The sequence below is a fragment of the Frigoribacterium sp. PhB107 genome (assembly GCF_003751515.1).
Classification (GTDB): Bacteria; Actinomycetota; Actinomycetes; order Actinomycetales; family Microbacteriaceae; genus Frigoribacterium.
Map to the genome: position 1 here is coordinate 1,068,589 of NZ_RJKU01000002.1, position 20,463 is coordinate 1,089,051.

The 20,463-nt window shown below is 72.9% G+C and carries 24 protein-coding genes, 2 tRNA genes and 1 riboswitch; of the genes, 15 read left to right on the forward strand and 11 right to left on the reverse strand.

Annotation, left to right across the window (positions count from 1 at the left end):
- Positions 1-2 precede the first annotated feature (2 nt).
- Positions 3-113, forward strand: a riboswitch (TPP riboswitch).
- The 4 genes from EDF18_RS13200 to EDF18_RS13215 all read left to right on the forward strand — a co-directional run bounded on the left by EDF18_RS13200 (position 105) and on the right by EDF18_RS13215 (position 3,687).
- Positions 105-770: an ECF transporter S component gene (locus tag EDF18_RS13200; protein ID WP_123548360.1), complete on the forward strand. Its 666-nt coding sequence runs from the start codon at positions 105-107 to the stop codon at positions 768-770. Its footprint overlaps the riboswitch before it by 9 nt.
- A 94-nt stretch (positions 771-864) precedes the next feature.
- On the forward strand, positions 865-2,268 hold the full coding sequence (locus EDF18_RS13205; protein ID WP_123548359.1) for an ABC transporter ATP-binding protein: 1,404 nt from the start codon (positions 865-867) through the stop codon (positions 2,266-2,268).
- Positions 2,265-3,059, forward strand: a complete 795-nt coding sequence (locus EDF18_RS13210; protein WP_123548202.1) for an energy-coupling factor transporter transmembrane protein EcfT — start codon at positions 2,265-2,267, stop codon at positions 3,057-3,059. The genes EDF18_RS13205 and EDF18_RS13210 overlap by 4 nt, the downstream gene beginning before the upstream one ends.
- A 16-nt stretch (positions 3,060-3,075) precedes the next feature.
- Positions 3,076-3,687 carry an ATP-binding protein gene (locus EDF18_RS13215; protein WP_233569139.1) on the forward strand — a complete coding sequence of 204 codons (612 nt, stop codon included), beginning with the start codon at positions 3,076-3,078 and terminating at the stop codon, positions 3,685-3,687.
- Here the strand turns inward: EDF18_RS13215 and EDF18_RS13220 are convergent.
- Positions 3,677-5,851 carry an acyltransferase family protein gene (locus EDF18_RS13220; protein WP_123548203.1) on the reverse strand — a complete coding sequence of 725 codons (2,175 nt, stop codon included), beginning with the start codon at positions 5,849-5,851 and terminating at the stop codon, positions 3,677-3,679. The genes EDF18_RS13215 and EDF18_RS13220 overlap by 11 nt on opposite strands.
- A gap of 122 nt (positions 5,852-5,973) precedes the next feature.
- On the opposite strand from EDF18_RS13220, the gene EDF18_RS13225 reads away from it, so the two are divergent.
- Complete coding sequence (locus EDF18_RS13225) at positions 5,974-7,635, forward strand: glycosyl hydrolase family 28-related protein (RefSeq protein WP_123548204.1); 1,662 nt, start codon at positions 5,974-5,976, stop codon at positions 7,633-7,635.
- Between the two features lie 34 nt (positions 7,636-7,669).
- Here EDF18_RS13225 and EDF18_RS13230 read toward each other — a convergent pair whose 3' ends face one another.
- From EDF18_RS13230 to EDF18_RS13250, 5 genes are all read right to left on the reverse strand, one after another.
- Positions 7,670-7,951 carry a metallopeptidase family protein gene (locus EDF18_RS13230; protein ID WP_123548362.1) on the reverse strand — a complete coding sequence of 94 codons (282 nt, stop codon included), beginning with the start codon at positions 7,949-7,951 and terminating at the stop codon, positions 7,670-7,672.
- 372 nt (positions 7,952-8,323) lie between these two features.
- Positions 8,324-8,399 (reverse strand) — tRNA-His (locus EDF18_RS13235).
- A gap of 40 nt (positions 8,400-8,439) precedes the next feature.
- Positions 8,440-9,060 carry an oligoribonuclease gene (orn, locus tag EDF18_RS13240; protein ID WP_123548205.1) on the reverse strand — a complete coding sequence of 207 codons (621 nt, stop codon included), beginning with the start codon at positions 9,058-9,060 and terminating at the stop codon, positions 8,440-8,442.
- Positions 9,061-9,157: 97 nt separating this feature from the next.
- Complete coding sequence (locus tag EDF18_RS13245; protein ID WP_123548206.1) at positions 9,158-10,441, reverse strand: MFS transporter; 1,284 nt, start codon at positions 10,439-10,441, stop codon at positions 9,158-9,160.
- Entirely contained in the window at positions 10,438-10,875 is a 438-nt protein-coding gene (locus EDF18_RS13250) for a MarR family winged helix-turn-helix transcriptional regulator (protein ID WP_123548207.1), read from the reverse strand. Before EDF18_RS13250 ends, EDF18_RS13245 begins: the two co-directional genes overlap by 4 nt.
- 128 nt (positions 10,876-11,003) lie before the next feature.
- Here EDF18_RS13250 and EDF18_RS13255 point away from each other — a divergent pair, with 128 nt between their 5' ends.
- The 3 genes from EDF18_RS13255 (at position 11,004) to EDF18_RS13265 (ending at position 11,750) form a co-directional block, all read left to right on the forward strand.
- Complete coding sequence (locus EDF18_RS13255) at positions 11,004-11,300, forward strand: oligoribonuclease (RefSeq protein WP_123548208.1); 297 nt, start codon at positions 11,004-11,006, stop codon at positions 11,298-11,300.
- A gap of 67 nt (positions 11,301-11,367) precedes the next feature.
- A complete protein-coding gene (locus EDF18_RS13260) occupies positions 11,368-11,628 on the forward strand; it encodes a thioredoxin family protein (protein WP_123548209.1) in 261 nt (86 codons plus the stop codon).
- A 49-nt stretch (positions 11,629-11,677) separates the two neighbouring features.
- Positions 11,678-11,750 (forward strand) — tRNA-Arg (locus tag EDF18_RS13265).
- 1 nt (position 11,751) lies between these two features.
- Here the strand turns inward: EDF18_RS13265 and EDF18_RS13270 are convergent.
- The 3 genes from EDF18_RS13270 to EDF18_RS13280 all read right to left on the reverse strand — a co-directional run bounded on the left by EDF18_RS13270 (position 11,752) and on the right by EDF18_RS13280 (position 14,126).
- Positions 11,752-12,576 carry a hypothetical protein gene (locus tag EDF18_RS13270; protein ID WP_123548210.1) on the reverse strand — a complete coding sequence of 275 codons (825 nt, stop codon included), beginning with the start codon at positions 12,574-12,576 and terminating at the stop codon, positions 11,752-11,754.
- An 83-nt stretch (positions 12,577-12,659) separates the two neighbouring features.
- Complete coding sequence (locus EDF18_RS13275; RefSeq protein ID WP_233569140.1) at positions 12,660-12,968, reverse strand: hypothetical protein; 309 nt, start codon at positions 12,966-12,968, stop codon at positions 12,660-12,662.
- 138 nt (positions 12,969-13,106) lie between these two features.
- Complete coding sequence (locus tag EDF18_RS13280; RefSeq protein ID WP_123548211.1) at positions 13,107-14,126, reverse strand: aldo/keto reductase; 1,020 nt, start codon at positions 14,124-14,126, stop codon at positions 13,107-13,109.
- Positions 14,127-14,160: 34 nt separating this feature from the next.
- Here EDF18_RS13280 and msrA point away from each other — a divergent pair, with 34 nt between their 5' ends.
- The 6 genes from msrA (at position 14,161) to EDF18_RS13310 (ending at position 18,452) form a co-directional block, all read left to right on the forward strand.
- A complete protein-coding gene (gene msrA, locus EDF18_RS13285) occupies positions 14,161-14,688 on the forward strand; it encodes a peptide-methionine (S)-S-oxide reductase MsrA (RefSeq protein ID WP_123548212.1) in 528 nt (175 codons plus the stop codon).
- 63 nt (positions 14,689-14,751) lie between these two features.
- Positions 14,752-15,021, forward strand: coding sequence for a methyltransferase (locus EDF18_RS13290; RefSeq protein ID WP_199732432.1), 270 nt, complete (start codon positions 14,752-14,754; stop codon positions 15,019-15,021).
- 112 nt (positions 15,022-15,133) lie between these two features.
- Entirely contained in the window at positions 15,134-15,718 is a 585-nt protein-coding gene (locus tag EDF18_RS13295; RefSeq protein ID WP_123548213.1) for a single-stranded DNA-binding protein, read from the forward strand.
- A gap of 84 nt (positions 15,719-15,802) precedes the next feature.
- Positions 15,803-16,264, forward strand: a complete 462-nt coding sequence (locus EDF18_RS13300) for a hypothetical protein (RefSeq protein WP_123548214.1) — start codon at positions 15,803-15,805, stop codon at positions 16,262-16,264.
- A gap of 27 nt (positions 16,265-16,291) precedes the next feature.
- Positions 16,292-17,977, forward strand: coding sequence for an energy-dependent translational throttle protein EttA (gene ettA, locus EDF18_RS13305; RefSeq protein ID WP_123548364.1), 1,686 nt, complete (start codon positions 16,292-16,294; stop codon positions 17,975-17,977).
- Between the two features lies 1 nt (position 17,978).
- Positions 17,979-18,452, forward strand: a complete 474-nt coding sequence (locus EDF18_RS13310; RefSeq protein ID WP_123548215.1) for a thioesterase family protein — start codon at positions 17,979-17,981, stop codon at positions 18,450-18,452.
- A gap of 48 nt (positions 18,453-18,500) precedes the next feature.
- Here EDF18_RS13310 and EDF18_RS13315 read toward each other — a convergent pair whose 3' ends face one another.
- A complete protein-coding gene (locus EDF18_RS13315; RefSeq protein ID WP_123548216.1) occupies positions 18,501-19,373 on the reverse strand; it encodes an acyl-CoA thioesterase II in 873 nt (290 codons plus the stop codon).
- A 21-nt stretch (positions 19,374-19,394) separates the two neighbouring features.
- Between EDF18_RS13315 and EDF18_RS13320 the strand changes: the two genes are divergently transcribed.
- On the forward strand, positions 19,395-20,060 hold the full coding sequence (locus EDF18_RS13320; RefSeq protein ID WP_123548217.1) for a hypothetical protein: 666 nt from the start codon (positions 19,395-19,397) through the stop codon (positions 20,058-20,060).
- Here the strand turns inward: EDF18_RS13320 and EDF18_RS13325 are convergent.
- The gene (locus EDF18_RS13325; RefSeq protein ID WP_123548365.1) at positions 20,041-20,448 is read right to left on the reverse strand and encodes a globin; all 408 of its coding nucleotides are present in this window, start codon (positions 20,446-20,448) and stop codon (positions 20,041-20,043) included. The genes EDF18_RS13320 and EDF18_RS13325 overlap by 20 nt on opposite strands.
- Between the last annotated feature and the right edge of the window lie 15 nt (positions 20,449-20,463).

The window sequence follows — 20,463 nt, forward strand, 5'->3', positions numbered from 1 at the left end:
GGCGGCACACACACGGGAGTCCGGTGATCCGGGCTGAGAGGAAGCGATCCACGCTTCGACCGTCGAACCTGATCTGGATCATGCCAGCGCAGGGAGGAGAGAACATGTCTGTTTCCGTGTCCGCGAACGAGGCTCAGCCCGCTCGCCAGGATCGCCCCACAGCCTCGGGGCCGCAGAGGTCGCCGAGGCCGTCGCGTCGCTGGCGCGTCGTCGACATCGTCGTGGCCAGCGTGATCGGGGTCGCCTGCGGCGTCGTCTTCTGGGCCTGGGGCCTCGCGTGGGAGCCGCTCAGCAACCTGCTGGCCTTCACGCCCGGCCTCTCGGGCCTGCTGTCGGGCGGCTGGCTCTTCGCCGGGGTGCTCGGCGGGCTGATCATCCGCAAGCCGGGCGCCGCGGTCTACACCGAGGTGATGGCGGCCGTGGTCTCGATGCTGATCGGCACGCAGTGGGGCTTCTCGACCCTGATCTGGGGCGTCGTCGAGGGGCTCGGCGCCGAGCTCGTCTTCGCGGCGTTCCTCTACTCGTCCTTCCGCCTCCACGTCGCCCTCCTCGCCGGGGCCGGCGCGGGCGTCGCGGTCGCCCTGCTCGACACCTCGTTCTCGTCGATCGCCGCGACCGCCGTCGAGTTCAAGGTCGTCTACGGCATCAGCGCGGTCGTCTCCGGGGTCGTCCTGGCCGGCCTGCTCTCCTGGCTCGCCGCCCGGGGGCTCGCCCGCACCGGCGCGCTCAGCCGCTTCGCCTCCGGCCGCTCGGCCGAGGCACGCGTCTGAGCATCGCGACCTCGACGACGTGACCGCCTCCCCCGGCGCCCGGGTCGACGCCCGCGGCTGGGGGTGGCGGCACGCCGGCCGGATCCTCCCGGCCGTGTCCGAGCTCGACCTGGTCGTCGAGCCGGGCGAGCGCGTGCTCCTGCTGGGCGCCTCCGGGGCCGGCAAGTCCACGCTGCTGGCCGGGCTCGCCGGCGTGCTGGGCGGCGACGACGAGGGCGACGCCCGCGGCGAGCTGCTCGTCGACGGGCGGCCCCCGGCCGAGCAGCGCGGCCGCGTCGGGCTGGTGCTGCAGGACCCCGACTCGCAGGTCGTCCTCGCCCGCGTCGGCGACGACGTGGCCTTCGGCTGCGAGAACATCGGCGTGTCGCGCGACGAGACGTGGCGCCGCGTCGACGACGCCCTCGACGCCGTCGGGCTCGACCTGCCTCGCTCGTGGCCGACGGCCCAGCTGAGCGGCGGGCAGAAGCAGCGCCTCGCGCTCGCCGGTGCGCTCGCGATGCGACCGGGGCTGGTGCTGCTCGACGAGCCGACGGCGAACCTCGACCCCGAGGGCGTCGTCGAGGTGCGCGACGCCGTCGCCCGGGTGGCCGAGCGGACCGGTGCGACGCTCGTCGTCGTCGAGCACCGCGTCTCGGTCTGGTTGCCCGTCGTCGACCGCGTCGTCGTGCTGGCGGCCGGCGGGGGAGTCCTCGCCGACGGTGCCCCCGAGGAGGTGCTCGACCGGCAGCGCGGACGGCTCACGGAGGCGGGGGTGTGGGTCCCCGGGGTCGTGCCGGAGCCGCCCGTCCGGCGTCGCGTCTCCTCGCGGGCCCCGCTGCTCGAGGCTGCGGGGCTGGCGGTGGGCCACCGCGGCCCGCGCGGCCGTGCCGTGGCCTCCGACATCGACCTGACGGTCCACGACGCCCGCACGCTGGCCGTGACCGGCCCCAACGGCGCGGGCAAGTCGACGCTCGCCCTGACGCTCGCCGGCCTGCTCGCCCCGGTCTCCGGCGAGCTGCGTGCCACGCCCGAGCTCGCGGCCGGGGCGGGCGAGGCACCAGTGCGGTGGCGCTCGCGCGAGCTGCTCACCCGGATCGGCACGGTGTTCCAGGACCCGGAGCACCAGTTCCTCACCCCCACCGTGCGTCGCGAGCTGGCGGTCGGGCCGGAGGCGCTCGGCGAGCCGGCCGCACAGGTCGCCGAGCGCGTCGACGAGCTGCTGGCCCGCCTCCGGCTCGACCACCTCGCCGGCGCGAACCCGTTCACGTTGTCCGGGGGCGAGAAGCGGCGCCTGTCGGTGGCGACCGTCCTCGCCTCGCGGCCCCGCCTCCTCGTGCTCGACGAGCCGACCTTCGGGCAGGACGCCCGCACCTGGCGCGAGCTCGTGGCTCTGCTGGCGGCGCTCGTCGACGAGGGCCGCAGCGTCGTCGCGGTCACGCACGACGCCGAGTTCGTCGCCGCGCTGGCCGACGACGTGGTCGTCCTCGAGCGGCCCGTCGTCGCCGAGGGGTCACGATGAGCCTGCTCGAGGCGGTCGAGACCGACCGCGTCGTCGGGCGGGTCAACCCCGTCGCGAAGCTGCTCGCCGCGCTCGTCGTGTCGGTCGTGCTGCTGCTCTCGATCGACTGGGTGTCGGCGGGGGTGGCGCTCGGTCTCGAGCTGCTGCTGCTGCCCTGGGCGGGGCTCTCGGCGAGACAGCTGCTCCGGCGGACCGCGCCGCTCTGGATCGCCGCGCCGACGTCGGTCGTCGTCACGGTGCTCTACGGCCGCGACGACGGCGCCGTGCTGCTGCAGTTCTGGTGGATCAGCGTGACGGAGGGGTCCGTCTCGTTGGCCTTCGCCATCGGCCTGCGCATCCTCGCGGTCGGCATCCCCGGCATCGTCCTCCTGGCCACGACCGACCCCACCGACCTCGCCGACGGCCTCGCCCAGGTGCTGCGGCTGCCGGCGCGGTTCGTGCTCGGCGGCCTCGCGGGCCTCCGGCTGGCGGGGCTCTTCGCGGACGACTGGCGTCAGCTGGCCCTCGCCCGTCGGGCGCGCGGCGTCGCCGACGCGCGCGGCCCGGTCGCCGCCGCACGTCGCCTCGCCGGGCAGGCGTTCGCGCTGCTCGTCCTGTCGGTGCGGCGCGGGAGCAAGCTCGCGACGGCGATGGAGGCGAAGGGCTTCGGCTCGGACACGGCGCGCACCTGGGCCCGGCCGTCGACCGTGGGGCTGCGGGACGCCGTGCTGGTCGCGATCGGCGTGCTCATCGCGGCGGCTGCCGTCACGGCCGCGGTGCTCGCGGGGACGTGGGAGCTCGTCCTTGCCTGAGGAGGGGGCGGCCGACGTGGGCCAGCCCGACGCCGACGCGCGTCGTGTCGTCGTCGACCTGCTGAGGAGGGCGCAGGAGGCGCGGGTCGGCCAGGACCGCGTCGTGCTGCTGGTCGACGGCCGGTCGGGCTCGGGCAAGACCACGTTGGCGCGTCACCTGGTCGATGCGTGGCCGGTCGACCGGCTCGGGCCGGTCCAGCTCGTCCACCTCGACGACGTGTACCCGGGGTGGCACGGGCTCGAGGCGGCGTCGCGGGTGGTCGAGTCGACGATCCTCGCGGCGGCGGACCCGGGGTGGACGACGTGGGACTGGGAGCACGGCGTGCCGGGGGAGCGGCGGACGCTCGACCCGGCTGTGTCGGTGGTCGTCGAGGGCGCCGGGGCGCTGACCCGCGCCTCCTCCGCCCTGGCGACGCTGCGTGTCTGGCTCGACCTGGATGACGAGACGCGGCGGGCCCGTGCGCTGGGGCGCGACGGCGCGACCTACGAGCCGTGGTGGGACGTCTGGGCCGAACAGGAGGAACGTCACCTCGCGGCCGAGTCCCCGCGGGAGCTCGCCGACGTCGTCGTCCAGGTCGAGGTCGGGGCCGTGGTCGACCGGGACGGGACGGGACGGGTCACGGGATGACGCCCTCCGCACGGAGCAGCTCGCCGAGCACCGGGGACGCGGCCTGCTGGAAGACCCTCGTGAGGTGCACCCTGTCCTGCTTGACGGGGGCGGTCCCGACGAAGGCCGGGCAGAGCTGCCCGAGGCACGTCACGGGCAGGGTGTCGACGAGGTGCCCGCCGACGGCCTCGACCGTGGCCCGGTCGGACGTGGCCCTGGCGTGCCACGTCGACGACGGCCGGCTGATGCAGTCGGCCGGCGTGCTCACCCGCGTGTAGCACGAGGCGATGTCGGCATCGTCCGGCGGCGGGGCGAGCACGGCGACGGACCCCGCCGACGCGGCCAGCTCCGTGACCACGGGCTCGAAGCCCGCTGCCCAGCGGGCCGGCGTCACCGGGCCGGCGCCCACCTCGTCGAAGTCCTGGTAGGAGTTCGTCACGAGCACCACGTCCGGTCGCATCTCGGCGATCACGGCGCGTGCGGCCTGCTTGTGCGCTCGACAGGTCTCGACGTTCCGAGCGACGTCGTTCTCGATCGTCAGATCGACGAACGGGCAGGCGAACTTCGCCTGGACGACCAGCTGCCAGCCGCTGCCCGGCGCCTCGGCCAGGTCGGCGAGGGCGTCGACCCAGTGCATCGCCGTCGAGTCGCCGACGAGCACGACCGTCATCCCGTCGGCGGCCCCGAACGTGCAGTCCGACCGCGAGAGCCCCCGTGCCTCGGCGTCGCCGCACGCCAGTCGGGGGCCGCTCTCGCGGGCCCCCTCGAGGACGGCCTCGACGGTCGGTTGCAGGGTCGGCCACGTGGTCGCCTGGAGCGCGGCACGGATCTGCTCCCGCCACGCGGCCGTGAGGGGCGCCTCGGGCTCGTCCCCGGGGTCGGCCGCCTCGTTCCCCGTGCCGGCGGCACCTCCCTCCCGTCCCGACGCGGAGGCCTCCTCGACCTCGAGGAGGGGCGGCGGAGCGGTGACGGGCGCGGTCGACCCGAGGGCGAGGGCGACAGCCACGAGACAAGCCGTCACGAGGACGGCGACCCCGCCCCGGACGCCGACCCTGGCGTGACGTCGCCGCCAGGCGCGCCAGGCCGTGCCTGCCGGGTCGGCGGAGAAGAGGGGCGAGTCGATCAGGGGCCGCTCGACGAGGTGGTAGCTGATCACCGACAGCAGGAGGGTCGCCACGACCACGACGGGCCACAGCGTGGAGGGCTCGTCGCCGAGCAGGGCCGTGGCGAGCACCAGCACCACGAAGTGCCAGAGGTACACGGAGTACGAGAGGTCGCCGAGCGCGAGGACGGGCCGCGTCGTCAGCGGGCCGAGCCGCGGGGGCCGCGCGGCGCCCGTCCCGGCGGCGAGCACGAGGAGGGTCGACACCACGGGCAGGAGGGCGCCGGGTGCGGGGAACCCGGCAGCGGGGTCCGTGCCGAGCGCGGCGACGGCGATGCCGGCGAGGCCCACGACGGCGAGGAGCGGTCGGCACCAGGCCGGCAGGCGAGCCGCCCCGGCGGCGCACGTCGCGAGGAGGCCGCCCGCCGCGAGTTCCCAGGCGCGGGTCGCGGTCGAGAAGTAGGCGAGGGTCGGCGCCTGGGCCGTCTGGGCGAGCGCGAGCGCGAAGGAGGCGCTGCCCACGACCGCGAGGACGGCACCGAGGGCGAGGCGCGGCGTGCCGCGCCGGCGGCGACCTGCCCCCGCGACGAGGACGACGACCACCAGCGGCCACACGAGGTAGAACTGCTCCTCGACGGCGAGCGACCAGTAGTGCTGGAAAGGCGAGACGGGCCCCTGCGAGGCGAAGTAGTCGGTGCCCTGGGCGGCGAAGTGCCAGTTGGCGACCGACAGCCCGGACCAGGCCGCGTCGACGAGCACGCCCGGCGTCCGGCCGGGACCGAGCAGCGCCCAGGAGGCGACCGTCCCGGCGACGAGGACGACCAGGCTCGCCGGGAGGATCCTCTTCGCGCGCCGGCGCCAGAACGCCCCCAGCGAGACGCGTCCCGTGCGGTCCGCCTCCTTCAGCAGGAGGCCGGTGATGAGGAACCCGGACAGGACGAAGAAGACGTCGACGCCGACGAAGCCGCCCGTGGGCCGTCCGGTCACGTGCTCGGCGACGACCACGGCCACCGCCACCGCGCGGAGGGCCTGGACGTCGTCGCGGAGCCCGGGGCGTCCAGACGGCGGGCGGCCAGGGCGCACGACAGGCGGTCCGCCCCTGCGGTGCTGGTCGGGTCCGGCCGTGTTCCGGTGGGTGGCGTACAGGATGTCCTCCGATGATGGTGATGAGGCATATATTACCCAGTCTCGTATAGATTGTGGTCATGTGCCCTCGACCCGACCGTCCGACCCTCCCGCCGTCGCTCCCCGGCGATCGTCCCGTCCCGGTGCGGACGCGACGCGGCTTCCTCGCCGCGGGCGCGCTCGCCGCCGGCGCGCTCGCCGTCTCGTCCCGGTCGACGTCGGCGCTCGCCGCGGAGGGCAGCAGCGCTGACGGGGGCGTCGCCGACCGGAGCGCCGCCGACGCGGACGGTGCCGGCGGGCCGGTCGTCTCCGTGGCCGATCCGTCCACGGGCGTCGACGTGCGCGACCACGGGGCGAGGGCCGACGGCCGCTCCGACGACACCGCGGCCTTCGCCGCGGCGATCGCCGCGGCGGCTGCCGTGCGCGGCCGCGTGCTCGTCCCTGCGGGCACCTACGTCGTCGACTCCGTGACCGTCCCGCTGCTCGTCAAGGTCGTGGGCGTGGGGGCCGACGTGAGCCGCTACGGGGCGAGCACCGACGGAGGCGTCAACCTGCGTCACCTCGCCACGTCCGGCCGGCCCATGATCGTCGTCGACGGCAACGGGGTGAGCCTCGAGAACCTCACCCTGCAGGCGAACGGGTCGTCCGCACCGCTGCTCGAGGTCGTCAACGGCTTCGAGTCCCGGTTCGATCGCGTCCATCTGTCCAACGTGGCCGGCACCGCGCTCCTCGTGCACCGGGTGAACAACAACCTGTGGACAGACCTCTTCGTCAACAACTGCGGCGGGGACGACGAGGCGGCCGTCGTCGTGAAGTCGCCGACGGCGCCCGGGACGAACACGAACACGTTCACGTGCGTGAACCTCCACATCGAGGGCAGCGCCAACGTCGCCCTCGATCTCGCGTGGGGTCCGACGTCCGACTTCTTCGTCGAGTTCGTGCGCCTCGTGGCACCGCACATCGAGACGCTGCAGCAGGCGGCCGGCACCGACGCGACGATCCGCATCGGGAACGTGCGGCAGGTCGAGTTCGTGGCCCCGACGATCTACGGCGGGCCAGGACCCCTCATCGAGCACGGGGAGCAGCGCCGGCGCGGGGTGCCGCTCGACGGCGGCGTGCGTGTCGTCGGCGGGGCGCTGCTCGGGGCCGACCCGGAACGCGTCACGGCGAGCGAGACCCCGGTGCGCCTCACGAAGGGCGACGACTTCTGGCTGGTGGGCACGCGCCTGGGGCGGTTCACGGTCTCGGGCGTCAGCCTCGGGCCCGACTACGGTTCCCGGTTCGGGGTGGATCCGTCCACCCGCATCGACGCCGTCGGGTCCGCCGTGGCCGTCGCCGACCGCCGGACCGTGGCCGGACGACCCGAGTGGTCGGCGCCCGGCGACGTGGTGGTGGGCAGGCGGCTGAGGGGTTCCGACGCCGGGGCGGGCCTCACCACGTCGGTCCAGGGCAGGAACGGCCTCGGGGCGCCGGAGGCGACCGTCTCGGGATCTGACATGCGCGGCACGCTCTCGTTCGGCTCGGGCGCGGTGCCCCGGGCGGGTGGCCAGGTCAGGGTGCGCTTCGCTGCTCCCTACGCCGCGCCTCCGGTGGTCGTCCTCACCCCGGCGACGTCGCGGGCCGCGACGTCGGGTGCCTTCGTGACGACGACGCCCGACGGTTTCGTCCTCGAGACGGCCACGGCCCTGCCCGCGGGCCTCCCCGGCGACGCACTTCGCTTCTCGTTCCACGTCGTGGGCTGAGCCCGGCGGGGCTGGGCGGCCCCGTCGTCGAGTGCTAGGCCCAGCCGAGCTCGTGCAGCTGGTCGTCGTCGATGCCGTAGAAGTGCGCGATCTCGTGGACGAGCGTGACGTGGATCTCGTCGCGGAGCTCGTCCTCGGTGTCGACGACGGCGAGGTGCGGCTCGCGGTAGAGGATGATCCGGTCGGGCAGCTCGCCGAAGCCGTAGGTGCCTCGCTCGGTGAGGGCGACGCCGTCGTAGAGGCCGAGCAGGTCGAGGGAGCCGTCCTCGGGGCGGTCGTCGGTCACGAAGACGACGTTGTCTAGGCCGTCGACCATGTCGTCGGGCAGCTCGTCGAGCTCGGCCACCACCAGCTCGTCGAACCGCGCGAGGCTCAGCGTCGCCGGGTCGATGCCCGCCGCTGCCGCCGCGCCCTCCACTGTCTCGTCGTCCACCCGCCCAGCGTCCCACAGCCCCCTGGGCGCCGATGGCGGCCGCCGGGTCCCCACGCAAGAGCGACGAACCGTCGCGGAACATCGCGTCGCCTTGTCGCTTCCGAGCAGCGTCGCCGCAGCAACGAGCGAAGCGACGTTGCCCTCCAGCGGTGCACCCGCCCGGCCACCTACGACGTCTTCGACGCGGAACGCGTCGAAGACAAGAAGGCACGGAACCCCAAAAAGGCCCTGCCGAGTAGGGCAGGGCCTTTCCATTGGGGTGAGTAACGGGGCTTGAACCCGCGGCCTCCTAGACCACAACCAGGCGCTCTACCAGCTGAGCTATACCCACCATGCGCGACTGCCGGAGCGATCGCAACGAGAAGACTCTACTACAGCCGGGGCGCCCATTCGTCCACGACGGCCTTCGAGATCGCCTGGACGTCGTCGGTGGTGGGGCCGGGATCGGCGACGAAGCCGGCGCGGCGGTAGTACTCGAGCTCGCGGATGGACTCGAGGATGTCGGCGAGGGCACGGTGGCCGCCGTGCTTCTGCGGCGCGTTGAAGTAGACGCGCGGGAACCAGCGGCGTGCCAGTTCCTTGATGGAGGACACGTCGACGCTGCGGTAGTGCAGGTGGCCGTCGACGCGGGGCATGTACTTGGCGAGGAACGCACGGTCGGTGCCGATGGTGTTGCCGGCCAGGGGCGCGTGCTGCTCGGTGGGGACGTACTTGAGGATGTACTCGAGCACCTCGTACTCGGCCTCGGCGAGGCTGGCGCCGTTCGGGATCTCATCGATCAGCCCGGAGGTCGTGTGCATCTCGGTGACGAAGTCGCCCATGTTGTCGAGGGCGGACTGGTCGGGCTTGATGACGATCGTGAAGCCGGGGTGGACGGGCACGAGGTCGAAGTCGGTGACGACGACGGCCACCTCGACCAGCTCGTCGACGGCGATGTCGAGGCCCGTCATCTCGCAGTCGATCCACACCAGTCGGTCGTTCGTCGTAGCCATGCGGCCACTCTAGTCCGGGCCTCCGGCACGGCCCGGCCCGCGCCTCCTCGTCCGGTGATCGAGGAGGCGCGGGCCGGGCAGGGCGGGCGGGCTGCGGCTACGAGACCTCGCCGGCCGAGATCGCCTCGGCCTCGACGCGGGTCGACTCGGGTCCGTCGTCGACGCGGCGCAGCGCGCGACGCCCCGCCAGGATGATCACGAGGCCGACGGCGACGCTCGCCGCGGCGAAGACGTAGGCGGCGCTCGGCGCGATGCTGTCGGCGAGCAGGGTGGCCACGGGCGGGGCGATCGCGCCGCCGATGAACCGGACGGCCGAGTACGCGCTCGAGGCCACCGAGCGGGGCAGGTCGGTCGCCTCCATCACGCTCTCGGTGAGCACCGTGTTGAGCACGCCCAGCACGAGGCCGCCGACGACGACGCAGGTGACGAGGGCCGCGGGCGTCCCGACGAACAGGGCCGCGGCGAGCAGGTCGAGAGTGAGCAGGGGGAGGGCGATGCGCAGCACCGTCGTCCGCTTCATCCGGGCGGTCAGCAGCGGGGCGACCCACACGGAGGTGATCGCGAGGCCGACGCCCCAGCCGAAGAAGGTGAGGCCGATGCCCATGGCGCCGAAGCCGAGCGGGTACGGGGTGTACGCCAGCAGGACGAAGAAGCCGATGTTGTAGAAGAACGCGGTCGCCGCGAGGGTGCCGAGGGCCGGCACGGCCAGGGCGCGGAACGGCGCCGAGAGCCTCGTGGGCGTCGGCTTCTCGATCGCGCCGCCCTTGAGGAACACCGCGATGGCGATGAACGCGATCGCCATGAGCACGGTGACGCCGAAGAACGGCCCACGCCAGCTCACCGAGCCCAGCAGGCCGCCGATGAGGGGGCCGATCGCGATGCCGAGGCCGAGGGCGGCCTCGTACAGGATGATGGCGGAGGCGGTGCCCCCGGAGGCGGCGCCCACGATAGTCGCGAGCGCGGTCGAGATGAAGAGGGCGTTGCCGAGGCCCCAGCCGGCACGGAAGCCGATGACCTCCCACACGTCGCCGCTCGTGGCCGCGAGCACGGCGAAGACGACGATCAGGGCGAGGCCGATCATGAGGGTCTTCTTGGCGCCGAGGCGGCTCGAGACCCAGCTGGTGAAGAACATCGCGATGCCGGTGACGGCCAGGTAGCTGGTGAAGAGCAGCTCGGTCTGCGTCGGGGTCGCCTTCAGCGACTCGGCGATGGCGGGGAGGATCGGGTCGACGAGGCCGATGCCCATGAAGGCGACGACGCAGGCGAACGCGATCGCCCAGACGGCGGTGGGCTGCTTGAGGATGCTCGGCTTCGCGGTGCCGGTGCCGGTGCCGGTGCCGGTGCCGGTGCTCGCGGCCGGGCCGCGGCTCGCGGCGCTCATGCGGACACCGCCTCGGACGCGACGCGGGTGCTCAGCAGCTGGGCGGCGTGGTCGAGCACGCGCCACTCGTCGTCGTCCAGGTCGTCGAAGAGGTGGCCGAGCGCGGCCGCGAGCTGGCCCTTCCACTCGGCCAGCGCCTCCGTGCCCTTGGGGGTGATGGCGATGAGCCAGGCGCGGGAGTCGTCGACGTCGGCGATGCGGCGGACGAGCTCGTCGTCGGCCAAGCCGTGGATGAGCTTGGTCATCGTCGGCTGGCTGACGCGGCTCGTCCTGGCGAGGTCGCCGACGCGCATCGAGCCGTCGGTCGTGAGGATCGAGAGCGTGCGCCAGACGGCGGGCGAGGTCGTGCGGCCGGTCTCCTGCGCGGCGATCCGCGTCAGGCGATGGGTCGACGTCAGGAGGTTCTCCAGGATGTCGGTCGGCTGTGAAGTCATCCGGCAAGTGTATAGCCAATCTATATAGCTTGGCAATGTGAACCGGCTCGGCGATTGGAAGGGGCGGATGCCGGGGGAGGCGCGCCCAAGCTGGACGCGGGATCGGTGCCTCCTGGTAGAACGGCTCCATGACAGACAGCAAGCCCACCGTGGCCGAGGGATCCGAGTACGTCGTCTTCTTCGAGGGCGGCCCGAGCGACGGCCGGACCGACACGCGCATCAGCACCAACGGGTCCTACGACGAGGAGATCGTCGACTACGTCCTCGTCGAGGGCATCGAGACCGGCTTCGTCTACACGGCCCGCGAGGCCAAGATGAACGCGGACCAGCTCCAGGTCCACTACGAGCTCGACGAGAAGGACAGCGACCCCGTCGACGACCTCGAGAACCGAGGCGACCGTACCGACCAGGCCGGCTCCGTCTGAGCTCGGTCCGGCACGACACGAGGAGGCGCGAGGGAACATTCCCCCGCGCCTCCTCGTTGTCCCGGCCATGAAGCTCGAGCTGTACACGTCCGCGTTCTGTGCTCCCTGCCACGCGGCCCGCGCCGTGGTGGCCGAGGCTCAGGCTCTCGTCCCTGCCCTCGTGGTCGACGAGGCGGACGTCGCCGCGCGTGCCGACCAGGCCGAGGCGCGGGGCATCACGAGCACGCCGACCATGATCGTGCTGACCGACGACGGCACGGAGGTGTTCCGCGCGGCGGGTGCACCTCGCCTCGACCAGGTGCTGAGCGCACTGGCCCTCGCCGTCTGACGGCGTCGCCGCCCGGGCGGACCGGACCCACGCGCTATCGTGGAGGCACGCCCTCGTAGCTCAGCGGATAGAGCAGGAGCCTTCTAATCTCTTGGTCGCAGGTTCGATTCCTGCCGAGGGCACCTACGCGTCGGGCGTCGTCCGACGACGGACGTCCTGGGCGCTGACCTGCTGGCCGTAGGAAGTCGTGTCTGGGTCGGAGTCCGTGTCGTCGTCGGGCGACTGGGTCACGACCGCCGTGGTGCGGGTCTCGGACGGGGCCTCGCGAGCCGGGGCCGGCTCGTCGGCGGGACGGGTCGCGGGGGAGGCCGGCGCGCGCCACTGCTCGTAGGCCGGCGCGGCGGTCTGCGCGGGCTGCGCCGACGTGGTCGGTCGTGCGTCGCGGGAGGCCGCGGCTGCTTGCTCAGCGTCCCAGGCCTTCTGCCGTGCGTCGAGGCCCTTGTCGACGTCCGCCTCCTCGTAACTCCACCGCTCGAGGTCGGCCCGGAACAGCTTCTTCGCACGGCCGGGCTTGTTCTGCCACTCGATCAGTCGGTCGCGCAGCTCGTCGAGGGCGTGCCCCGAGTCGTAGCTGAAGCTGGCGGAGTTGCGCTTGAGCTCCGCGATCTCGTGCTCGGCCCAGCTGGCCGCGGTGCCGGCTCCGGACACCGGCAGCAGGCGGAGCCGCACCTCGCTCTCCTGGGCGAGGTGGTCGGCGTAGGCGCGCTCCTCCGGCCCGAGCGAGCTCCAGATCGCCGCCTTGCGAGCGGCCGAGACGATGCCGGCGACCGCTGTGGCCTTCGCCTCGTCGTCGTGCATCGCGACCACGCGGCGCATGGCCGCGCGGCCGATCAGGGCGGCGAGCACGCCCGCCAGGACGATGGCCACGAAGGGCACGACGGCCCCGCTGACGATGCGCCACCCGGCGTCCGAGGACGCCCACTCCACGAAGCTGTTCCACCACTGCATGCGGCGAACTCTACAGCTGAGGTCGAAGGTCGAGCGGGCACGGACGGGAGGCTGCCGAGCGTGTCGCGCGCAGCGTGCCGTGCTCAGGCGAACCGGAAGCAGTCCGTGGCGTCGGACCGGCTCCAGAACTCGCCGATCTCGACGAACCGACGCTCGCGGGCGACGAAGCGCTTGGCGCGCCAGCGGTCACCGAGCGGGTCGTCGAGCCGCTCGACGTAGCCGAGCACCTCGCCCCCGGCCCGGGTGACCCGAGCGAGGTCGTCGCGGACCTGCACCAGGCGGAGACCGCCGCGGGTCTCGGTGAGGGCCTCGCGCGTCGCCGGCACGGCGGGTGTCGTCGTGGCGGCGCGGGTGGCGTCGGGACTGAGGATCGTGGTGCTCGTGAGGGTCACGTGGTGCTCCTGAGGGTCATCCGGCCGATGCTGTCGAGGACGAGCTCACGGTACGGACGACCACCGACATCGACGACGCCGCCCGCTCCCTCGGGGGAGCGGGCGGCGTGACGGTGCGGACCGGGAAGACCCCGCGTCTCAGCGGTCGGTGCCGTCCACCGCGAACGGCTCGATCGCGGCGATCTCGTCGTCGCTCAGCGCCGCCCCGTGCAGGGCGTCGAGGCTGTCGTCGAGCTGCGCGACCGACGACGCGCCGATGAGCGCGCTGGTCACGGCCGGCTGGCGCAGCACCCAGGTCAGGGCGAGCTGGGCGAGCGACTGGCCGCGCGCCTCCGCGATCTCGTTCAGCCCGCGCACGCGCTCGAGGTAGGTCTCGTCGAGGGCGTCCTCGGTGAACCAGCGCCCCTCGGCGGCGCGCGACCCGACCGGGGCCTTGCCCGAGAGGTACCTGTTCGTCAGCAGGCCGCCGGCGAGCGGCGAGAAGACGATCGAGCCGACGCCGTTCTCGAGCAGGGTGTCGAAGAGCCCCTGCTCGGGCGCGCGGTCGAACATGTTGTAGCGCGGCTGGTGGATGAGCAGCGGCACGCCCTCGTCGGCGAGGGCGTCGATCGCCGCCTGCGTCTGCTCGGGGCCGTAGTTCGAGATCCCCGCGTAGAGCGCCTTGCCCTGGTGCACGGCCGTCGCGAGGGCGCCCATCGTCTCCTCGATCGGGGTCTCGGGGTCGGGGCGGTGCGAGTAGAAGACGTCGACGTAGTCGAGGCCGGTGCGCTCGAGGCTGGCCTCGAGCGAGTTCAGCAGGTACTTGCGCGAGCCGCCGTCGCCGTACGGCCCGGGGCGCATGTCGTAGCCGGCCTTCGTGGAGATCACGAGCTCGTCGCGGTAGGGCACGAGGTTCGCCGCGTGGATGCGGCCGAACTGCTCCTCCGCCGAGCCGTAGGGCGGCCCGTAGTTGTTCGCGAGGTCGAAGTGGGTGACGCCGCGGTCGAAGGCGCGCAGCACGATGTCGCGCTGCGTCTCGAGTGCGCGGTCGGTGCCGAAGTTGTTCCAGAGGCCGAGGGAGATGCGGGGCAGCTTGAGGCCGCTGCGCCCGGTGCGGACGTAGTCCAGCTTCGAGTACCGCTCGTCGTCGGCGACGTAGGGAGTGAAGGGTGATCTCATGTCGTCAGCCTAGGGCGGGAGTACCCTCGCCGACATGACCACGTTCGTGCTCGCCGGCGGCTGCTTCTGGTGCCTCGACGCGGTGTTCCGAACCCTCGACGGGGTCTCGGCGGTCGTGTCCGGCTACACGGGCGGCCGGACGGCGCACCCCTCGTACGACGACGTCTGCACGGGGACGACCGGGCACGCCGAGGCGGTCGCGGTGACGTTCGACCCTGCGGTGCTCCCGGCCGACGTCGTGCTCGACGTGTTCTTCACGCTGCACGACCCGCGGCAGCTCGACCGACAGGGCGCCGACGTCGGCACGCAGTACCGCTCGGCCATGTTCGCCGCCGACGACGCGCAGGTCGAGCTGTTCGAGGCGGCCCGCGACCGTGCGGCCGAGACGTGGGGCGGAGGCGTCGTCACCACGGTCGAGCGACTCGGCCCGTGGTTCGAGGCCGAGCCCGAGCACCAGGACTTCTTCGAGAAGAACCCGGGCCAGGGCTACTGCACCGCGGTCGCCCTGCCCAAGGTGACGAAGGTCCGCAAGAGCTTCGCGAGGTGGGTGCTCGCGACCTGAGCGCGCGTCGCGCAGCTGCGCGACGCGCTCGATGATCCACTGCAGAGAGGACGGTGCTCGACGATGAGCGACCAGACCAGCACGACCAGCACGACCAGCACGACGGACACGAGCAGCACGAACGACGCCGCGGACTCCGCCGGCCAGACCTGGGTCGCCGTCGGCCCCGCGGGGACCGTCGGGTCGATCGGGCGCACCGGGGGCGGCTTCGTGGTCCGCCTCGCCGCCCGTTCGGAGCAGAGCGGCGAGTACCCGACCCTGGCCGTGGCCAAGAGCGCGCTCTTCGCCGCCCTCGGCCCGGGCGCCGACTACCCGGAGTTCCACGAGCACTGATCTCCCTGGGGGGCGGCCTTCGTCCCTCCCCGTCGCGGCGGGCCGGGCACTCCCTCCACAAGGAGGCGCGGTGCCCGCCCGCCCGCCGGCCCGGTCCCGTGAGACTCCCCGCATGACAGACACCATCACCCTCACCGGGATCATCGCCACCGACCCTCGCGTCGTCACCACCGAGGCCGGCCTCGACATCGCCAGCTTCCGGCTCGCCTCCACCCACCGGCGCTTCGACCGCGTCAAGGACGAGTGGGTCGACGGCGACACGAACTGGTACACCGTCACCGCCTTCCGGGCGCTCGGCGCCAACGCGGGGCAGAGCCTCCACAAGGGCGAGCGGGTCGTCGTCCTCGGCCGCCTCCGCGTCCGTGCGTGGGAGGCCGGCGACAAGTCGGGCACGACCGTCGAGGTCGACGCGGACGCGATCGGCCACGACCTGCGCTGGGGCCGCTCGGCGTTCGTCCGCTCGACGTCGGCTGCGGCGGCCCCCTTGGGCTCGTCCGAGGCGGCCGCAGGAGGCGCGGCGGGCGACGCCGCGACCTCTCCCGGTGCCGAGTCGCCCGCCTCCTCGTCCGGCGGGTGGGCCACGGACGGCGGCCCTGCCGTCGACGAGCAGGCCCCCTCGGCGGCCGGCACCCCCGGAGAGGCCGCGCGCCACGAACCCGCCGACGCCGTCGACCGGGTGGGCGTGCCGCCCTTCTGACCGGCCGGGGGCGTCGGCATCCGACCCCGGCCCGCGTCGTAGGATCGTCACGGCCCTGACCGGGCCCGCCGAGGAAGGCCCCCCGTGACCCGTCTCCCACTCGTCGCCCTGCGCGCGGGCGCCGTCGTGCTCGTCGCCGTCGCGCTCGCCGGCTGCACGTCGGGCGAGACCGCCCCGAGCCCCGCGCCGACCACGGACGGCGCGACGCCCGTGCCCGACCCGACGCTCACGGCCGACTCCACGACCGACGAGGCGAAGGCGTTCTTCGACATGACGGTGTCGCGCCACCTCGACGGCGGCGGAGCCGGCGACGGCCGCACGATCGTCGACACGCTCACGGCGGCGGGCTTCGACAAGGCGGCCATGCAGGTGACCCCGGACTCGACGTCGATCGGGCGCGCGGCCGACACCGTGCAGTTCTCGGTGCTCTGGGGCAGCGACTGCCTCGTGGGCCAGACCGGGGCGACCGGGTTCGCCAGCGAGGTCGCGCCCGTCCTCGGCACCGGGTCCTGCCTGGTCGGCACCACCCGTTCGATCGACTGGTGACGGCGCCCCACCGATAGACTGGTGGGCATGGCCGAATACATCTACTCCATGGTCCGTGCCCGCAAGGCGGTCGGCGACAAGCTGATCCTCGACGACGTGACCATGTCGTTCATCCCCGGCGCCAAGATCGGCGTCGTCGGCCCCAACGGTGCCGGCAAGTCCACGATCCTCAAGATCATGGCCGGGCTCGACACCCCCAGCAACGGCGAGGCCAAGCTCTCGCCCGGCTACACCGTCGGCATCCTCATGCAAGAACCGGAGCTCGATGAGACGAAGAGCGTCCTCGAGAACGTGCAGGAGGGCGTCGGCCCGATCAAGCAGAAGCTCGACCGCTTCAACGAGGTGTCGGCCGCGATGGCCGAGCCCGACGCCGACTTCGACGCGCTGCTCGCCGAGATGGGCACCCTGCAGGAGGAGATCGACGCGGCCGACGCGTGGGATCTCGACTCCCAGCTCGAGCAGGCCATGTCCGCCCTGCGGACGCCTCCGGGCGACGCCGAGGTCGCGAACCTCTCGGGCGGTGAGAAGCGCCGCGTCGCGCTCTGCAAGCTGCTGCTGCAGAAGCCCGACCTGCTGCTCCTCGACGAGCCCACCAACCACCTCGACGCCGAGAGCGTGCTCTGGCTCGAGCAGCACCTCAGCAAGTACCCCGGTGCCGTCCTCGCCGTGACGCACGACCGGTACTTCCTCGACCACGTCGCCGAGTGGATCGCCGAGGTCGACCGCGGCCGCCTCTACCCCTACGAGGGCAACTACTCGACCTACCTCGAGAAGAAGGGCGAGCGCCTCCAGGTGCAGGGCAAGAAGGACGCGAAGCTCGCCAAGCGCCTCTCGTCCGAGCTCGAGTGGGTGCGCAGCAACGCCAAGGGCCGCCAGGCCAAGTCGAAGGCGCGTCTCGCCCGCTACGAGGAGATGGCGACCGAGGCCGAGCGCACGAGGGTCCTCGACTTCGAGGAGATCGTGATCCCCGTCGGGCCGCGTCTCGGCTCGCAGGTCATCGACGCGAAGAAGCTGCGCAAGCAGTTCGGCGAGCGGGTGCTGATCGACGACCTCACCTTCACGCTGCCCCGCAACGGCATCGTCGGGGTCATCGGCCCGAACGGGGTCGGCAAGACCACGCTCTTCAAGACGATCGTCGGCCTCGAGCCCCTCGACGGCGGAGACCTGCGGGTCGGCGAGACGGTCGACATCTCGTACGTCGACCAGAGCCGCGGCGGCATCGACGCGAACAAGAACCTGTGGGAGGTCGTGTCCGAGGGCCACGACTACATCACGGTCGGCAAGACGGAGATCCCCTCGCGGGCCTACGTCTCGCAGTTCGGCTTCAAGGGCCCGGACCAGCAGAAGAAGGCCGGGGTCCTCTCCGGCGGTGAGCGCAACCGCCTCAACCTGGCCCTGACCCTCAAGCAGGGCGGCAACCTCCTCCTGCTCGACGAGCCCACCAACGACCTCGACGTCGAGACCCTGGGCAGCCTCGAGAACGCGCTGCTCGAGTTCCCCGGCTGTGCCGTGGTCATCACCCACGACCGGTGGTTCCTCGACCGGATCGCGACGCACATCCTCTCGTGGGAGGGCCTGAACGACGACGGCACCCCCAACTGGTACTGGTTCGAGGGCAACTTCGAGTCCTACGAAGAGAACAAGATCGAGCGTCTCGGCGCCGACGCGGCGAAGCCCAGCTCCGCCACGTACCGCAAGCTGACGCGCGACTGAGATGGCCCGCCTGCACGTGCCGACCCGGGTCCGGTGGAGCGACCTGGACGCGTACCGGCACGTGAACAACGCGTCGATGCTGCGCCTCCTCGAGGAGGCGCGCATCGACGCGTTCTGGGTGTCGGACGGCACGGTCGGCGAGACGTCGGGCGCCGCCGTGCTGGACGGCCGGCCGGACGCCGCAACGATGACCCTCATCGCGCGACAGGAGCTCGAGTACCTGGTGCCGGTGCCGTACCTCCGCGCGCCCCTCGACGTGCAGATCTGGATCGGCCGTCTCGGAGGCGCCAGCCTCGAGGTCTGCTACGAGGTCTGGTCGCCCGCGGCGGTCGAGCCCGTCGTGCTCTACACGAAGGCGTCCACCTCGATCGTCCTCGTCGACACGGCGTCGGGGACGCCGCGACGCATCACCGACGACGAGCGAGCAGCCTGGACGCCGTTCGTCGAGGATCCGCTGACGTTCCGTCGCCGCTGACCGGGGCCGTGAGCCGTCGATCGCGGCCCTCGACCGCGCTCGACCGGGTCAGGCGCGGGGGACCCGCACCATCCCCTCCTGGGCGACGCTCGCGACGAGCGTGCCGGCGCGGTCGTAGATGCGCCCGAGGGACAGCCCGCGGCCACCGACGGCTGTCGGGGACTCCTGCACGTAGAGCAGCCACTCGTCGACGCGGGCCGGGCGGTGCCACCACATGGCGTGGTCGAGGCTCGCGACCTTGAGCCCGGGCGTCACGAGCGGCACGCCGTGGCGCCGGTAGATCGGCTCGAGCAGGGTGTAGTCGCTGGCGTACAGCAAGGAGGCGCGGTGCAGGTCGGGGTCGTCGGGCAGCGTCCCCGTCGCGCGCAGCCACACGGCCTGGTGCTCGACCCGCGCGCCCTCGACGCTGAAGTAGACCGGCGACGGCACGTGACGCATGTCGAACGCACGATCGGCCGCCCAGGCCTGGGCGATCGGGTGGTCGACGGCGCCGAGCAGCTCGGCGTCGCTCGGCACGTCCTCCGGCTCGGGCAGGCCGTCGGGCATGGCGACCTGGTGCTCGAGGCCGTCGTCCGGCGTCTGGAAGGACGCGATCATCGAGAAGATCGGCAGTCCGTCCTGGGACGCCTGCGTCCGGCGGGTGGCGAACGACCGACCGTCGTGGATGCGGTCGACCGTGAACGTGATGGGGATCGTGAGGTCGCCCGGCCGGAGGAAGTACCCGTGCAGCGAGTGGACGGGTCGGTCGCCGACGATGGTCCGCTGGGCGGCGACGAGCGCCTGCGCCATGACCTGCCCGCCGAAGACCCGGCCGAGCGGCTCGGGCTGCGACGTGCCGGTGAAGACGTCCTGCCCGCCGACGATGCCGGCCGGGGCGAGGTCGAGGGTGGCGAGCAGGTTCTGCAGGGGATCGGCGCTCATCCGATGTAGTTTAGGGGGCCGATGAGCCGTACATTCGCCCTCCCCGATTCCCTGTCCCTCAGCGACCTCGCGACCTTCCTGGGCCGTGCCGGCCGTGTCGAGGACGGCTCCGTGCGCCTCGTCGCCGGCTCCGGCGTCCTCGCGGTGTACGCCGCCGTCTTCTACCCGCTGGGGCTGCTCGACTCGAGCCCGACGGTGCTGGGCCTCCGCACCTTCCAGCTCGACGACGCCCCCGAGTTCGACGCGGTGGTCCCCGTCCGCTCGCTCAAGGAGCGGCTCGTCCGGCTGCAGAACGACGTCGTCGACCCGACGGCGCCCGTGACGGTCACCCTGCCGATCGAGGTCGCGACGGTCACCTGGGCGGCGATCTCGCCGCCGCGCGGCGGCTGGGTGCCGAAGGGCGCCGCCGACGCTCCCTCGCTCGACGCCGCGGCGACGGCGGGCATCGACGAGATCGCCTCCGCCCTGCCCGAGAACGCGGGCGAGCAGATCGTCCACCGCGTGCGGTCCGAGGTGTGGTCGCGCCCGGTGGACGGCGTCGAGGCCGTCCCGGCCGGGGCCGCGTTCGCGGCGCTCAGCCTCGGGTTCCTCGGTGACGGCGAGGCGGTCTCGCTCTACGAGACGGGTGCCTGGACCCGGCTGACGACCAGCCGCGGGCACGTGCTGGTCAAGCGCCGGGGGCGTTGACCATGGCGTGGGCCGCCCGGTCGAGGTAGGCCCACAGCGTCGCGTCGTGGAGGGGCGAGAGCTCGAGCTCGTCGACCGCGGTGCGCATGTGGTGCAGCCACCGGTCGCGCGCCTCCGGCGTGACCGTGAACGGCATGTGCCGCATCCGCAGCCGCGGGTGCCCACGCTCGTCGCTGTAGGTGGTCGGGCCGCCCCAGTACTGTTCGAGGAACCCGGCGAGGCGCTGGATCGCGCCCTCGAGGTCGTGCTCCGGGTACATCGGCCAGAGGACGTCATCGGTCTGCACGCCCTCGTAGAAGCGGCGGACGAGCCGCTCGAAGGTCGGCCGGCCGCCGATCTGCTGCCAGAAGTTGCCCTGAGCGTCGTCACGCCCCGCGCCGCTGCGCAGGGTGATCGGCTGGGA